Here is a 15,348-nt window from a genome sequence, read left to right as displayed (position 1 = left end):
CCTGACCATGGCCGACCAACAAGTGTCCTATCCGAGCACCGTACCGCTGCCGCCGCTGTCGCGGGCGGCGGAAGTTGCCGAGCTTCTGGTCGGCGCGGTCGATCTGCACTGCCATAGCGGTCCGGCGGCCATGCCGCGCATCCTCGATCATCACGAGGAACTGCTCGATGCGGCAGCCGCGAAATTCCGTGCCGTGCTCTACAAGGATCACTTCTATGCCGGCATGGCGCATGCGATCCTGCTGGAGAAGTTGTTCCCCGAAACCAATGTGAAGCTGTTCTCGGGTATTGCGCTGAACAATGCGTCAGGCGGCATCAACCCCCACGCCGTCGATCACGCCATCAAGCTCGGCGCCAAGGCCGTCTGGATGCCGACGTTGTCGGCCGCGAATCATATCAAGGCCATGGCGGCCGGAAATTCGACCTTTCCAAAGACCTCGCAGAAGATGCTCGATCCGATTCCGCTTTCGGCGCTCGACGCCAACGGCAAGCTCACGGACGACACCAGGAAAGTCATCGATCTTATTGCCGAGGCGGACATCATCCTGGCCGGTGGTCACCTGCCGGCCAGCGAGCTGCACATCCTGTTCGATGAGGCGGCGCGGCGCGGCGTCAAGAAGATGATGGTCAACCATCCGACCTACATTGTCGGCTGCAACGACATCGATATCCGCCAGCTGGTCGCGCGCGGCGTCAAGATGGAACATTCGATCTGCATGTTCATCGAAGGCAAATCCCTGAAGTACAGCCCGGATGATCTCGCGCACCTGATCGAGGTAGCCGGCATCGACAACACGATCCTGTCGTCCGACCTCGGGCTGCAGGGGTCGCAGCGTCCGGTCGATGGCTTCCGTAGCATAACGCAGATTCTGCTCGATCTGCAGATGCCGCGCGCCGCCATCAGGAAGCTCATCAGCGACAACGCCGCACGGTTCCTGAATCTTCCGGTGAGCCAGCCGGCCGCGCAGAACGCCGCATAGAAAAAACAAGCGCAAAGATCGCGAAAAGCGGCGCGCACCATTTGGGGAGGAGGCAGATCATGAGTTGCGGTAGAGTCCATTTGACAGGCTGGAAGCAGTTGCAGCCGTTTGCTGCGGCATTATTGTTTGCCGGACTAAGCAGCACGGCGTTCGCCGAAGAGGACCGCAAACCATCGAAGCCTCCGATCATCCTGGAATCAACGGGTGCGTACGAGGTAGGCGGCAAGGTCGTTACCAAGCCCGGCGACCCCAGCCAGACACTCTCCTGCGACCATGGTTACGTCGAATACTTCATCCCCGCGAAGAGGCGCAGCGTCGGCCTGATCATGTGGCACAGCTCCAGCACGAAGGTTTGGGAAAACCGCTGGGACGGCGGCGAAGGCTACAAGAGCATTTTCCTGCGCAAGGGATATCCGGTTTACCTATGGGACGGCCCGCGCGTCGGTCGCGCGAACTGGAGTTGCGAGCCGATCGCCTATACGCCGGACTATTTCGATCAACGCAACTTTGCCGCCTGGCGGTTCGGCCTGACCTATCTGAACTGGCATCCGGGGCTGCAATTCCCGACCGCCGACAAGGAAGCCTGGAACCAGGCGACGCGGGCCCGTTACGACGAGTTCGATACGTTCGAGAATGCATTGTTGCAGGCGGAGGCCGGCGGCCAGGCCATCGACAAGATCGGACCCGTCATTGCTGTCACCAATTCCGCGGGCGGCTGGCGCGCGCTGTTGTCGGCACTGAAGGCAAAGAGCGACAATATGAAGGGCATCGTTGCCTACGAAACGCCGGGCTTCGTCTTTCCGGAGGGGGAGGGGCCCGAGCCCAAGCCGGGTGCGCCGTACGGTCCCAATTCCGTGCCGCTCGCGGAGTTCAAGAAGCTGACGAAGTTTCCGATCCAGATGGTGTTCGGCGACTACACCGACACGCGTCCGATCTGGGCCTCCTCCGTCAACGTGGCGCGGACCTTCTGCGGTATCGTCAATCGTCACGGCGGCGATTGCGAGGTCTTGCTGCTCCCCGATGCGGGGCTGCGCGGCAACACGCACATCGCCTTTGCCGATCTCAATAACGAAGCCGTTGCGGACGAATTATCCAAATGGTTGCACCGCAAGGGCCTGGACAAGTTTGCTGCAGAATAAGCGCTGGCCCGAACGCGAGCCCCGCACACAACTCGGAGGAAACATGCGCCTGCTCTCTTTCGGCTTCCTCGGCCTCGCACTTGCCATTTCGCCATGTCACCACGCCGTGGCGCAGGAGTGGCCGAACCGTCCGGTCACCATGGTCGTGCCGTTCCCGGCCGGCGCCGCCGTTGATACCCTTGCGCGCGCCGTTGCGCACGCGCTGAGCGAAGACTTCGGCAAGCAGTTCATCGTCGAAAACCGGGCGGGAGCGGGCGGCAATCTCGGTGGGACTGCGGTCGCCAAGGCCGCGGCCGACGGCCATACGTGGCTGTTCGGGACGCCGGCGCCGATCGCGCTCAACAAGTTCATGTACAAGGGCCTGCCTTACGACTCCGAGCGGGATTTCACGCCGGTCGTGCTTGTCGCCAAGTCTCCGATGATCATTACAGCGACATCGGACTTTCCGGCGAAGACGCTTCCCGAGTTGATCGCCTATGCCAAACAGAACCCGGGCAAGGTCAATGTCGGCCATCCCGGCAACGGCACGCTCGGGCACATTACCTCGGCGCTGATCCAGCAATTTGCCGGCGCGGAGATGACACATGTGCCTTATCGTGGCTCGGCACCGCTGATCACGGACCTGCTGGGCGGACAGGTCAACGTCGCCATGGATTTCATGCCGACCTATCTGCCGCTGGTGGCCAGCGGCAAGATTCGCGCGCTGGCGGTGACGACGAGCCAGCGCGTCGCGCAGCTGCCCGATGTGCCGACGGTGCAGGAAGCGGGATTCAAAGGCTTCGAGGCGACCGCGTGGTACGCGATCGTCGCGCCGACCGGTACGCCGCCTGACATCGTGAGTAAGGTAAACAATGCGGTGAACTCCTTTCTGAAGAGTGCAAAGGGCAAGACCATCCTCGAGCAAAACTCGCTGCAAGGCGTCGGAGGCTCTCCTGATAACCTCAAGACGTTTATCGACGGCGAACGCGCCAAATGGCGTCCCGTGATCGAGGCTGCAAAGATCACGATGTGAGGCCACCATAGATGACTGGTATTGAAATTCCTGCGCTGTCGGTCCCGAAGGTCGCGCTCGTCACGGGTGGCAATAGCGGTATCGGCAAGGCGACGGCGGCGCGGCTTGCCGCCATGGGTTCTGCTGTCGTGGTCGGCTACAACAGTCGCCGCTCACTTGCCGAAGAGGTGATCGGCGGCTTGCAAGGCAGCGGTCATCTCGCCATGCGGATCGCGATCGACGATCCGGCTTCTATCTCCGAGGCCACCGCTGCCGTTGACAAGCAGTACGGGCGGCTCGATGTGCTGGTCAATTGCGGAGGCGCTACCACCCCTGTGCCTGCCAACGATCTCCAGGGATTGACGGACGATATCTTCGACCGGACCGTTTTGCTCAATCTGCGCGGGCCGTTCGCCATGGTTCGCGCCTTCCGCCCCTTGCTGGAACGCGGCAGCGGGGCAGCCATCGTGAACATTTCGTCGATTGCAGCTCGTACCGGCTTGGGCAGCAGCCTGGCCTATCTGGCGGCAAAGGCGGGCGTCGATGCGCTCACGATCGCGCTCGCGAAAGTACTTGCGCCGAAAATCCGCGTGTTCTCGGTCTCGCCGGCCGGTGTGGATACGGATTTTGTCGCCGGGCGAACTCGTGAAGCGCTGCAGAAAGCCGCCGAAAGACTGCCGCTGGCCCACGTCACCACGCCCGACGATGTCGCAAGGGCGGTGGTTGCCTGCATCGTCAACCTGACCAGTTCGACGGGAATTGTGGTGCCGGTGGATGAGGGCAGGCACCTCTAGAAACGCACCGCAACGGTAGCGCGGCGTAACGTCGTGGACGGGAAACAATGGAAAAATTGAAATTCTATATCGATGGCGCCTGGGTGGATCCCGCCGCGCCGTCAACCATCGGAATAGTCAACCCGGCGACGGAGGAGACATTCGCGCAGATCAGCCTGGGCTCGAGGCTAGACGTGGATCGAGCCGCCAAGGCAGCGCGCCGCGCTTTCGCGACATATTCCGTAACTGATGTCGAAGAGCGTCTGTCCTGGCTTGCGAAGATCATCGAGGGCTTCAGGGTGCGCCTGCCGGAACTGGCGCGGATGATGACCTTGGAGATGGGCGCGCCGATCACGTTTGCGACCCAGCGTCAGGCAACGGTTGCGCTGTTTCATTTCGAGGAGGCGGCGCGCGTGCTTGCGAACTACAAGTTCGAGGAGCGGATGGGGACCGGGATCATCCGCCGCGAACCGATCGGTGTCTGCGGACTGATCACACCGTGGAACTGGCCGCTGAACCAGGTTGCCTCCAAAGTCGCACCGGCACTCGCCACCGGCTGCACCGTCGTTCTGAAGCCCAGTGAAATTGCGCCGCTCAGCGCGATGTTGTTGGCGGAGATCGTCGACGCCGCCGGTGTCCCGGCGGGCGTCCTCAATCTCGTCAACGGCTGTGGACCCACCGTGGGCGAGGCGATCGCCGCCCACCCGGAGATCGACATGGTGTCTTTCACCGGATCGACGACGGCCGGCGTAAGAGTGGCCAAGCTTGCGGCTGATACGGTCAAGCGCGTCGCGCAGGAACTGGGCGGCAAGTCCGCCAACATCATCCTTGCCGATGCCGACCTGAAAACCGCCGTGATCGAAGGCGTTCACGCTTGCTACACCAACGCCGGCCAAAACTGCCAGTCTCCCACGCGTATGCTTATCCCCCGCGCGCAGCGGGACGCGGCATTCGCGGCTGCGCGTGAGGCTGTCGACACCATTCGCTTAGGTGACCCGCTCGATCCGGCGTCCACCATGGGGCCACTGGTGAGCCAGGCGCAGTTCGAGAAAGTGCAGGATCTCATCCAGTCCGGCATTGATGAGGGGGCGACGCTGGTGGCCGGCGGAACGGGGCGGCCGGCCGATATCAACCGTGGACACTATGTTCGTCCGACTGTCTTCGGCGATGTGACGCCGCAAATGAAGATTGCACGTGAGGAAATCTTCGGCCCGGTGCTGTCGATCATGAGCTATGACACCGAGGACGAGGCGATCGAAATCGCCAATGACACGCCGTTCGGATTGGCGGGCTTCGTGCAATCCGGGGATATTGACCGCGCTCGCGCTGTCGCCAACCGCATCCGCGCAGGACGCGTCTATCTCAACGGTGCTCCTTTCGACCGCAGCCTGCCCTTTGGTGGCTACAAGCAGTCCGGCAACGGACGAGAGTTCGGGGTCTTCGGATTTGAAGAATATCTCGAGGTGAAGGCCATACTCGGCTACTGAGGCTGGCGGTTTCGCGGGCGAGGGAGACCCTCAGGCGGCGGGACGGAAATGTCCGGGCGGATGTTTCGTATCGCGCCGGATCAGCCGTCGCAGCGTGGAAGGCTCCGCATATCCGATCCTCCGCGCGATCTCTTCGACTGACAGGCGCGTGGTCTCGAGCAGGAATCGCGCGGTCTCCAGCCTGATGCGTTGCACGAACTGAATCGGTGAAACGCCGCAGGTCGCCGCAATTCGCCGGGCAAATGTCCGCGGCGCCAGCGCGACGGCTTCGGCCAGTTCTTCGATCGCAAAGTCGCGCGCGATGTTGTCGCGCACCCATTTCTCGGCCTTGGCAATCCTGGGGTCCTGGCTCGCCAGATAGGTAATCGCCATGAATGGCGCCTGGGAGCGCCGCTCGTCCAGCAGGAGATAGTTGGCGCAGGCCTTCGCCAGGCCCGGTCCAGCGAACCGACCGACGACGGCAAGCATCAGGTCCATCTGCGCCATGGCCGCGCCACCGGTTGCGATCGGCCAATCGGCGATGACCATCTGCTCCGTCAGCAGTTCGACTGCGGGATAGCGCTGACGGAACAGCGGCGCGAGCCACCACGTCGTGGTCGCCCGCCGGCCGTCGAGCAAGCCCGCCTCCGCCACCAGGAAGGTGCTCGCGCAGGACGCGGCGAGCATGGCACCGGTCGCGTGCGCCCGCGTCAGCATGTCGCCCGCGCGCCGGCACATTGGGCTCTTCAACTTTGTGTCCAGTTCGTCTGCCGACGCCGTTCCAAGGCCGGGGACGATGACGAGTTCGGTTCCTCGCAGATCGACGTTGCTGCGGCGGGATCCGCAACGCACCGTCGTAACCTTGAATGGCAGAACGCGCTTCGCAGCGCTGATCCGGTTGGCGGTTGCCAATACATCGTGGGTGATAGCCGCGCTCGAGGCCATGCACCCCTCGATCTCGACAACCGCAACTTTGGTCATGTCAAAAAAAGCCCGATTAATGTCAATTTTGACACTAGCCCACGGGCCTCGAAATCGCAACGATATCCGTGAAGACATCGCCCCGGGGCCTTGGCCGCAGGCACCTTTGGCCCTGCGCTGCGGCCTGTGAGTATTCATCGACCAACAAGGGATTGTGCCGATGCCGAAACGATCCATGAAGCAGGATGATCCGCTCGAGGATTTCAAGCGCCGCGACATCACGCTCGACGGCGTCAGCAAGGTCGTCTACGTGGCTGGCGCGGGGCCTGCCGTCATCGTGATGACGGAGATGCCGGGCATCAGCCCGCATGTCGCGCGGTTTGCCCGCTGGGTCCGCGACGCCGGCTTCACCGTCTACATGCCGTCGCTGTTCGGCCGCGATGGCGCCGTACCAGGCGCGGAGGAGGGCGCTGCGATCTTTCAGCGCGCGTGCGTAAGCGCCGAGTTTCGCGCCCTGGCGTCAAACGAATCCAGTCCCGTGACGAAGTGGCTCCAGTCGCTGGCGCGATTTGCGCATCGCGAGTGCGGCGGTCCCGGCGTCGGTGCCATCGGCATGTGTTTTACGGGAAACTTCGCGCTGACCATGATGCTCGAACGATCGATGCTGGCGCCGGTGCTCTCGCAGCCGTCGCTGCCGCTGAACAATCCGGCAGGCATTGAAATCGCTCCCGACGAGATCAAGGCCGTCCGAGAACGGCTCGAGCGGGAAGATTTGAGTGTCATGGCCTATCGCTTCGCGGGCGACAAGTTCTGCATGGCGCAACGTTTCGCGGCCTATGCGGAAGCGCTCGGCGACCGCTTCGTCGGGCGGGTGCTTCCGGACAGCGCGGCGAATACCGATCTTGCGCCGTTCTTCGAGCGCCACGTGACGACCCCGCATAGCGTCGTCACCGCGCACCTGATCGACGAGGCCGGCCAGCCGACGATCGCGGCCCGCGATGAGATTTTGGCGTTCTTCAGACACAGGCTCGCGCCTTCGCCCGGGGTCTAAGTCAGGAGTGCTTGTCGAGGCGGCGCTTGAGTAGGGTCAAATGTTGCAGCAGATCCGACTGCGCGACATGTGACAGTTCGCCGATCAAGGCGATCACCCATTCCTCATGCCGGCGCGCCATCCGGCCGAATTCCTTGGCGCCTTCCTGCGACAAGCTCAAGCGGAAGGTGCGGCGGTCCTCGGAATCGACTTCGCGATGGATAAAGCCATCGGCTTCCAGCTTCTGCACGAGCGCCGTGATCGCGCCGTTTGAAACCATCAGAAGTTCGGAAACTTCGGACATGGTCGCGCCTGCAGGCTTGCGCGCGAGCTGCGCCAGCAGGTCGAAGCGGGCCAGCGTGGTGTTGAACTCCTTGCGCAGCCGGGCGTTCAGCGCCTTCTCGATCCGGGTGGCGCAGGAGAGCAGTCGCAGCCAGATGCGCAATTCCAGATGCGCGCCGTCGGATTCGTGCGTCGGCTCGGCCGGCCGCAACGCTTGTCCGCGCGCGCCCTTCGGGGATCTGGCCTTTCGTTTGACTGTGGCATCCATGGCTGGCGTCTCACCGGGCTAGATGGAAATCGATCCGATGCTGGCTCCGCCGCAGACATACAGCGTCTGCCCGGTGATGAAGTCGGCATCAGGTGAACTGAAGAACGTGACCGCGCGCGCGACGTCGGCGGATTTGCCGAGGCGACCGAGCGGAATCGACTGCGCCAGCTTTTTGGCGCGTTCGGATTCCGGCGACATCACGCTCTCGAACATTTCGGTATCGCCGATCGGGCCGGGTGCGACGACATTGACGGTAATGCCGAAGGGCGCAAGCTCCAGCGCCCAGGTCCGCGCCATGCCGATGATGCCGGCCTTGGTCGCCGAATAGACCGTGCGCGTGGCGGCCCCGAGCGCGGCGCGGGACGACAGCAGCACGATGCGGCCGAAGCGAGCTTGCTTCATGCCAGGCAGCGCCGCCTGCGCCAGCGCAATCGCGGCGCCGAAATGCAATTGGGCCAGTGCGCCGACATCCTCGTCAGCGACCTCTTCCAGCGGCTTGGCGCGGATCGCGCCGGCATTGTGCACGACGTGGGTGATCGCAACCTTCGCGGCGATCTCCGCCGCCGCCTGCCGCGTCGCGGCCGCATCGAGCAGGTCGACCTCGCGCGAGGAGAGCTTTGGATGGCTCCAGTCGGGCTTGCGCCGCGACAGCGAAATCACGTCATAGCCCTCGGCGAGGAGGCCGCGGGCAATCGCCGCGCCGATGCCGGTATTGCCGCCGCTCACGATCGCCGTGTGATGGACCACGCTCATCCTCCGTCACATGAAGAGCTGGATGTTGCCGAAGGCAGCATCGCAATTGATCACGTCGACGCGCTTCAGATTTATCTTCAGCCTGCCGTCTTCGACACTCATATGATGCGTCGCCCAGGCCGCATAGAGCGTCTGCTCTTCCAAGCGAGTCTCGACATAATGCATCGCCGTCCAGGTGACATAGCTGTTGGCGGCGGTGTTGCGCGAATCAACCTGCGGCGTCTGCAGCACATGATGGCAGCGGCTCTTCGGCTTCTGGCTAAAAGTCCGCGCGCCCTTGAGCCGCTCGACCCGGATCGAGAGCAGCAGCTTGTCCTCGTACATCAACGAGCAGGTCAGTCGCGGATCGGTTTGATTCCATTCCAGCGGCATCCAGTAGAAGGCGTCGTCGGCGTACATGTCGAGCCATTCGTCGAAACGCTGCTGGTCGATCAGCCGCGCCTCGCGGACCACGAAGTCGATCAGTTCCTGGTCGGTCGGGACCGCACTCTTGAGTGGGGCGTCGGCGAGCATGCTCATGTCACATCCCCATCGTCATGAACTTGGACCACGCCCGGAACTGGTGGCGCATCGGCCACTCGCTGGTCCCGTTGACCGCCACATTGGTCTGTTCGGCTTCGTCGGGGCTGTAGAGGCGCTGGAGGTTCACCCATTCGTTGCCGTTCGAGTGCAGGCCTTCCTGTGCCCGCTCGTACATTTCGAGGTCGTCATGGCCGACGATGGAGGTCGGGGCATTGATCAGCCGATTGTACATCAGCGTGCGCTCGAGCAGCATGTCGGGCGCGTCGACGAGTTGGAAGGTCCAGGATTCAACCAGCGTCTTGTTGGCCGCAATCGGCTTGAAGTGCCGCAACAACTGGATCGGTCCCTTGATCATGATGTTAGGGAAGTAGACCGTGTTGTGCCGGTTCTCGTCGAGGATCGCCTTGGCGCGTTCCTCGCCGTAGGCGGCTTTCATCTTCTCGAAATAGCCAGGCACCGCCGAATAGTCGGAATGGATCGAGTGGTGCACGCCGGTGTGGCCGTGGCCGTTGTCCCAGATACGGATACCCATGTTTTCGAAGAACTCGTACGAGCTCATGAAGGGGGCGATGATCTCCACCGCCATCGGCTTTTTGGTGCCGGGCGGCGCCTTCTTCCAGACCTCGACCACGGTCCCGGCCGAGGATTCGTGCGCCACCATCGGATGGCAGGTGTCGGTCTGGTTTTCGACCAGCATCTTCCAGTTGCAGTTGTGCATGTAACGCAGCACGCCGCCGGCGACCTTGAGCTGGCCGACCGGCGAACGGTCGATCATGTTGTCGAAGCTCGACAGGCTTTCGCCGAAGAAATCCTCGAAGTCGAGGCCGCCGTCGTTGATCTTGGCAAACAGGAAACCGCGATAGTTGCGGACATGGCGCACCGGCGCCATTCCGGTCGCGGCATGGCTCTGCTCGAAGCCGGTGTTCTCGTAGCCTTTCTTCAAGGGAATCGCGAGCAGTGAGCCGTCGGTCTTGAAGCTCCAGGCGTGATAGGGGCAGCGGAAGAATTTTCCGGTGTTGCCGCAGGTTTCGGACGTGATGCGCGTGCCCTTGTGGGGGCAACGGTTGTGCAACACGTGCACCTTGCCGTCGGTATGGCGCACGAGAAGCACCGGCTGCGTGCCGATTGTGGTGCCGAAATAATCACCGGCGTTAGGGACCTGGCTGTCGTGGCCGACATAGACCCAGCTATTCGGGAACACGTGCTCCATCTCGAGCTGGAAAACTTCCTCGCTGACATAGACGTCGCGGTGAACCTCCTGGTCGCGTACCAGGGCGCGAATGGCCGCGACGTTGCCGGCATATCGGGTCATGCGTTCCTCCATCACAGGTCGAGCACGAGTCTCTTGGTTTTCGCGCGCGAAACACAGATCTGCATCACCTTGTTCGACGCCTTCTCGCTTTCGTTCAAGATGTAGTCGCGATGATCGGGGATGCCCTCGATGACAGGGGTCTGGCAGATGCCGCAATCGCCGCGCTTGCAGTCATGTATCGGGTCTTCGCCGGCCTCGAGCAGTACATCGAGGATGGTTTTGCCGGCAGGAATCTCATAGACGCGTCCGCTGCCCTTGAGTTCGACCTCAAAACTGGCGTCGCCGGATTTCTCTTCGGGTGCGCTGAAGATTTCGAAATGCAGGCGCCCCTGCGGCCAGTTCATCCGCTTCGCCAGCGCGATGGCAGCTTCGATCATCGGTAGCGGCCCGCAGAGGTAAAGCGGCACGTCCGGCGCGAGCCGCGTCATCAGGCCCTCGATGTCGAAGAAGTGACCGGTCTCGTCGTCGGCGTGGATGGCAGCGCTTGCGCTGGTCAGCCGCTCGATGTCGCCGAGAAAAGGGAGTTCGCTGCGGCTGCGGCCGGCGTAGTAGAAGGAAAACGGCCGCTTTGCCGCGCTCAATTCGCAGGCCATCGTAAGCAGCGGCGTCACGCCGATGCCGCCTGCGACGAGTGCGACTTCGCCGGCGCCCGCGCCGAGCGGAAAATTATTCGCCGGCGGTGAGATCGTCAGGCGATCGCCGGTCTTGAGACCATGCATATAGGTCGAGCCGCCGTGGCTCTTGCTTTCCTGCAGCACGGCGATGCGATAGGCGGCGGGATGTTCGGCCGCTGCGCGCGGCGAACCCGTCTCGATCAGCGAATAGGAGCGCCGGCCGACATCGGGCAGATGCACGTCGATATGGGCGCCGGCGGCCCAGCCCGGCACCGGGGCGCCGTTGGCGCGCGCAAGCACAAACTCGCGAATGCGCGGCGTGAGCGCCTCGGCCTTCGACACCACGACCTCGAATTGATCCATCCTCAGGCGTCCTCGAACAGTGTCTCGACCGTGCGCAACGCGCCGTCGAGCTCAGTGCCGTCGGCGTCCTTCAGCGCCACCTTGATCAACCGCTGCACCCATTCAGCAGCATCGGGCCGGCCGGCCAGGCGCTCGGACGCAAGCATGACCTTGTCGAACTTCGATTCGCCGCGCGAATGCGTGTCCGAGTAGCCGGCGACGAGACGGCGGGCCTCGCACGCGGCGGTCGCGAGCGCGGGATCGTCAGCGGCGAATTTCCTGATGCGTAGCGCCCATTGATCGAGATGGCGCATCTCGCGGACATGCCGCAGCGTGCGGCGGCGGAATCGCCGCAGGCCCGCCACGCAGTACAGCATCAGGAACGCCGACGGCGCGGTGGTGCGCAATTTTCGTCCACGATCAACGAGCCGGGCGAGCCGTTCGCTGCGCTCGACCTTTTCACCGAGCCGCGGTGGCAAGAGCCCTGCCATTTCCTCGATCCTTGGATGGAAGAATTCAGTGATCCCGAGGATTTGGTCATCGCCGGCCCGCGCCTCGCGGCGCACCCGGTCGAATCGTCCCGCGCGCGTCTTGAGATCCGCTACGCGGATGACGTCGTCATAGGCCATCGCGACCGCGAGATACTTCGCAAAAGCCTGCATCAGGCCGATCGCGTCGCGCGGCATCGCTTCCAGCCGGTCGAGATATTCGCTGCCATAGGCGACGTCCTGATAATCGACGACGCGTTGCAAGCCGGCCGCGACGATGCCGTGCAGCTCTGCCGGCAATTGCCGCGCCCGCGCGACAAGCGCGTCATAGCTGGCGTGGCCAATCGGCTCGAGGCGCGGAAAACGTTTGGCGAGCGATGGTTTTGCTGCGGGCTTGATCTTCGGATCCTGCTTGAGCGTAGCCTCCGCCCGCTCGCGGCCGGCGGTGAAGGCGCGCAGGCTGGCATCGACGCCGACGCCGGCGGCGCGGATCGTGGCTTCAAAATTCTCCGTCGTGAAGGGCAGGGCGCCGGAGCCCGCGAGCGCACCGAACAGCACCGAGGAAACCACGCTGCCGGTGGCGTCGGCGATCTCGGCCATGTCGAACGCGATGAATCGGTTGGCCGCGACATTGGCCGCCTCGTAGACCTGCGCCGCGTCGGCGGTGCCGTCGCCGGGCGCGGTCTTCTCGATCACGGCCAACGAGCGGTGCGAGGAGCCGATCAAAAGCGTGCGGTCGGGCGAGACCAGCCCGCGCAAAATGGCACGGCCCGCCTCCATCAATTCGGCGCCAATCACGATGTCGACCTTGCCCGGCGCCGGCATCAGCGACAGCACCGGGTAACGCTCCGGCTTGCTCGCGTCGGGTGCGATCATCTCGATGTAATAGATCGTGGCGCCGGTGCGCTGGGCGACGCCGGGCACCGAGGTTGATTGCGCGAACCAGCCGCGCCGCTCGGCCAGCGCCACGATCCAGTCGACCAGCACGCCGCCGCCCTGGCCGCCCATCGCCAGCACCGCGACGGTGATGGGGCGGGCCTGACTGAGCGCGATGGAGGAAGGGGCTATGGAGACGTTCATACCGCCTCCTGTTGGAACATGATCCGCCGTCCCGCTCGCCAGTGCTGCAACGTGCCGATCAGCCGTCGCCAGATGCGGTCGAGCCGCGTTTCGAACGCGGTCGGATTGGAAACGACGTCGGCGCGATAGAAGGAAGGACACAAGACGGCGGCGTCCGCGACCTCGCCGCAATGGCCGCAGCCGACGCAGGTATTGTCGACGGCGGCGACCGGATTGTCCTTCAGGGGATCGCTGGTCGGCTTCACCGATAGCGACGGGCAGCCCGACAGGCGGATACAGGCATGGTCGCCGGAACAGACGTCCTCGTCGACACCGAAGCGCTCGCGCACGATGCGTTCTCCGCGCTTGGCGGCGGCCGCGACCTGCGGCTTCACCCGCCGCTGCTTGTTCAGCATGCACTCCGACGAGGCGACGATGATCTTCGGGCCCTTTTCCTCCGTCGTCAGCGCCTCGCGCAGCGTGTCGCGCATGCGCGTGGCGTCGTAGGTGCGGTCGATCTGGCGCACCCATTTGGCGCCGACGCCCTTCACCGCCTCGACGATCGGATGCTTGGTCGAGCGCGAACGGTTGTCGGCGCGAGAAGAGGGGATGTCCTGGCCGCCGGTCGCGGCGGAATAATAATTGTCGACCACGACGATCACGCCGTCGTGCTGGTTGAAGACGGCGTTGCCGACGCCGCTGGTCAGCCCGTTGTGCCAGAAGCCGCCGTCGCCCATCATCGAGATCGAGCGCTTGCTCGCCGGAACGTTGAAGGCCGAGGCCGACGCCGGGCCGAGCCCGTAACCCATGGTGGTGGCGCCGATATTGAACGGCGGCAGGATCGAGAACAAATGGCAGCCGATATCGGCGGCGATGTGATGCGGGCCGAGCTCCTTCTCCACGAGCTTCATCGCGGAAAAGATCGGCCGCTCCGGACAGCCGGTGCAGAAGCCCGGCGGCCGCGGCGGCACCACGTCGGCCAATGCACGGATCTTGTCATCGACCTCGACGCGGTCGATGTTCGGCGCGCGCGCGGCATCGGGAAGCACGTCCGCTCGCCAGCGGCGGATGAAGGCGCCGATCGCTTCGCCCATGACCTGCGCGGTGTATTCGCCGGCCATCGGGAGCAGGTCCTTGCCGTGCAGCTTGGCCGGAATGTCGGCGTTGCGCAGGATCTTGTGCAGCGTCTGTTCGATGAATTCGGGCTGTCCCTCCTCGACCATCAGAACCGCCTTCTTAGACTGGCAGAAGTCGATCACCTCGCGGTCGACGATCGGGTAGGTCACGTTCATCACATAGAGCGGCACCCGCGTCTCGCCCCAGATATCGGCAAGGCCGGCCTCGCGCAGCGCGGTGATGACGCCGTTATACATGCCGCCCTGCATGATGATGCCGATATCGTCGATATCGCCGTCGAACGTCTCGTTCATGCCGCGCGCGTGGATGAATTCGACCGCCGCCGGCCAGCGCTGCTCGATCTTTTCCTTCTCGTGCAGGAACGAGGCCGGTGGCAGCACGATGCGGTTGGTGTCGCGCGACGGCTGTTCGAGCGCGCGGGCAAGTGGAAAGGTGGGGCGGACATTGTCGCGGGTGGCGAAGCGGCCATGGACATGGCAGGCGCGAATCCGAACCTCCAGCATCACAGGCGTATTCGACGCCTCGGATAGCTCGAAGGAATCGTGCACGGCCTTGACGATCGACGCCACGTTGGGCCGCGGATCGACCAGCCAAAGCTGCGACTTCATCGCAAACGCGTGCGATCGCTCCTGCATAATGGAGGAGCCTTCGCCGTAATCCTCGCCGATAATGACGAGCGCGCCGCCGGTCACACCGCCCGAGGACAGGTTGGCGAGCGCGTCGGACGCGACGTTGATGCCGACCGGCGCCTTGAAGGTGACCGCGCCGCGGATCGGGTACATCACGGAAGCCGCAAGCGTCGCCGCCGCGGTTGCCTCGCTGGCGCTTGATTCGAAATGCACGCCGAGGTCGGAAAGGATATCCTGCGCATCCGACAGTACGTCCATCAGATGCGAGATCGGCGCGCCCTGGTAGCCGGCGACATAGCTGACGCCGCATTCGAGCAATGCCTTGGTGATCGCGAGGATGCCTTCGCCGCGAAATTCCTGGCCGGCGCCGAGCTTCAGGTCTTCCACCTCGCGCGCGAAAGAGCGTTCTGCCATGCTCGCCTCCTCGGCCTTGCGGGGGAACTCCGGATGACCGAATATAATTTTAGACATCAAACAAAAATGATGTCAATCGGACTTGCGGGGTTACGCATGGCAAAACACCCTGCGCGGATTTAGGTGCAGTTTTGCAGCCTATTTCGTGAGCTTCATGCACAGCCGGCCGGCTTCGGCGCCGGATCGGCTCGCTTGACAGGATATTTTAGCCATGAAACATTATTGGGGC

The 15,348-nt window shown here is 63.5% G+C and carries 14 protein-coding genes; 6 read left to right on the top strand and 8 right to left on the bottom strand.

Annotation, left to right across the window (positions count from 1 at the left end; translation table 11 throughout):
• Window positions 1–7 precede the first annotated feature (7 nt).
• The 5 genes from V1279_RS27815 to V1279_RS27795 are packed head-to-tail and all read left to right on the top strand — an operon-like array spanning window position 8 to window position 5,369.
• Window positions 8–979 carry a DUF6282 family protein gene (locus tag V1279_RS27815; RefSeq protein WP_334442496.1) on the top strand — a complete coding sequence of 324 codons (972 nt, stop codon included), beginning with the start codon at window positions 8–10 and terminating at the stop codon, window positions 977–979.
• 59 nt (window positions 980–1,038) lie between these two features.
• Window positions 1,039–2,118, top strand: coding sequence for an alpha/beta hydrolase (locus V1279_RS27810; RefSeq protein WP_334442495.1), 1,080 nt, complete (start codon window positions 1,039–1,041; stop codon window positions 2,116–2,118).
• Window positions 2,119–2,161: 43 nt separating this feature from the next.
• Window positions 2,162–3,130: a Bug family tripartite tricarboxylate transporter substrate binding protein gene (locus V1279_RS27805; protein ID WP_334442494.1), complete on the top strand. Its 969-nt coding sequence runs from the start codon at window positions 2,162–2,164 to the stop codon at window positions 3,128–3,130.
• Between the two features lie 11 nt (window positions 3,131–3,141).
• Complete coding sequence (locus V1279_RS27800) at window positions 3,142–3,903, top strand: SDR family NAD(P)-dependent oxidoreductase (protein WP_334442492.1); 762 nt, start codon at window positions 3,142–3,144, stop codon at window positions 3,901–3,903.
• A 47-nt stretch (window positions 3,904–3,950) separates the two neighbouring features.
• A complete protein-coding gene (locus V1279_RS27795; RefSeq protein WP_334442491.1) occupies window positions 3,951–5,369 on the top strand; it encodes an aldehyde dehydrogenase family protein in 1,419 nt (472 codons plus the stop codon).
• A 30-nt stretch (window positions 5,370–5,399) separates the two neighbouring features.
• On the opposite strand, the gene V1279_RS27790 is transcribed toward V1279_RS27795, so the two are convergent.
• Entirely contained in the window at window positions 5,400–6,329 is a 930-nt protein-coding gene (locus tag V1279_RS27790; RefSeq protein ID WP_334442490.1) for a GlxA family transcriptional regulator, read from the bottom strand.
• A 160-nt stretch (window positions 6,330–6,489) separates the two neighbouring features.
• Here V1279_RS27790 and V1279_RS27785 point away from each other — a divergent pair, with 160 nt between their 5' ends.
• On the top strand, window positions 6,490–7,320 hold the full coding sequence (locus V1279_RS27785) for a dienelactone hydrolase family protein (protein WP_334442488.1): 831 nt from the start codon (window positions 6,490–6,492) through the stop codon (window positions 7,318–7,320).
• Window position 7,321: 1 nt separating this feature from the next.
• Here the strand turns inward: V1279_RS27785 and V1279_RS27780 are convergent, their stop codons facing one another.
• The 7 genes from V1279_RS27780 to V1279_RS27750 are packed head-to-tail and all read right to left on the bottom strand — an operon-like array spanning window position 7,322 to window position 15,119.
• Complete coding sequence (locus tag V1279_RS27780) at window positions 7,322–7,849, bottom strand: MarR family winged helix-turn-helix transcriptional regulator (protein WP_334442486.1); 528 nt, start codon at window positions 7,847–7,849, stop codon at window positions 7,322–7,324.
• Between the two features lie 18 nt (window positions 7,850–7,867).
• On the bottom strand, window positions 7,868–8,602 hold the full coding sequence (locus V1279_RS27775) for an SDR family NAD(P)-dependent oxidoreductase (RefSeq protein ID WP_334442484.1): 735 nt from the start codon (window positions 8,600–8,602) through the stop codon (window positions 7,868–7,870).
• A gap of 6 nt (window positions 8,603–8,608) precedes the next feature.
• Window positions 8,609–9,121 carry an aromatic-ring-hydroxylating dioxygenase subunit beta gene (locus tag V1279_RS27770; RefSeq protein ID WP_334442482.1) on the bottom strand — a complete coding sequence of 171 codons (513 nt, stop codon included), beginning with the start codon at window positions 9,119–9,121 and terminating at the stop codon, window positions 8,609–8,611.
• A gap of 1 nt (window position 9,122) precedes the next feature.
• A complete protein-coding gene (locus tag V1279_RS27765; RefSeq protein ID WP_334442481.1) occupies window positions 9,123–10,436 on the bottom strand; it encodes an aromatic ring-hydroxylating dioxygenase subunit alpha in 1,314 nt (437 codons plus the stop codon).
• Between the two features lie 11 nt (window positions 10,437–10,447).
• Entirely contained in the window at window positions 10,448–11,413 is a 966-nt protein-coding gene (locus tag V1279_RS27760; RefSeq protein WP_334442480.1) for a PDR/VanB family oxidoreductase, read from the bottom strand.
• 2 nt (window positions 11,414–11,415) lie between these two features.
• The gene (locus tag V1279_RS27755) at window positions 11,416–12,960 is read right to left on the bottom strand and encodes an indolepyruvate oxidoreductase subunit beta family protein (RefSeq protein ID WP_334442479.1); all 1,545 of its coding nucleotides are present in this window, start codon (window positions 12,958–12,960) and stop codon (window positions 11,416–11,418) included.
• A complete protein-coding gene (locus tag V1279_RS27750) occupies window positions 12,957–15,119 on the bottom strand; it encodes an indolepyruvate ferredoxin oxidoreductase subunit alpha (RefSeq protein ID WP_334442478.1) in 2,163 nt (720 codons plus the stop codon). The genes V1279_RS27755 and V1279_RS27750 overlap by 4 nt, the downstream gene beginning before the upstream one ends.
• Between the last annotated feature and the right edge of the window lie 229 nt (window positions 15,120–15,348).

Source organism: Bradyrhizobium sp. AZCC 1610, assembly GCF_036924515.1.
Taxonomy (GTDB): Bacteria; Pseudomonadota; Alphaproteobacteria; order Rhizobiales; family Xanthobacteraceae; genus Bradyrhizobium.
This window is presented reverse-complemented; position numbering and strand designations above follow the sequence as displayed.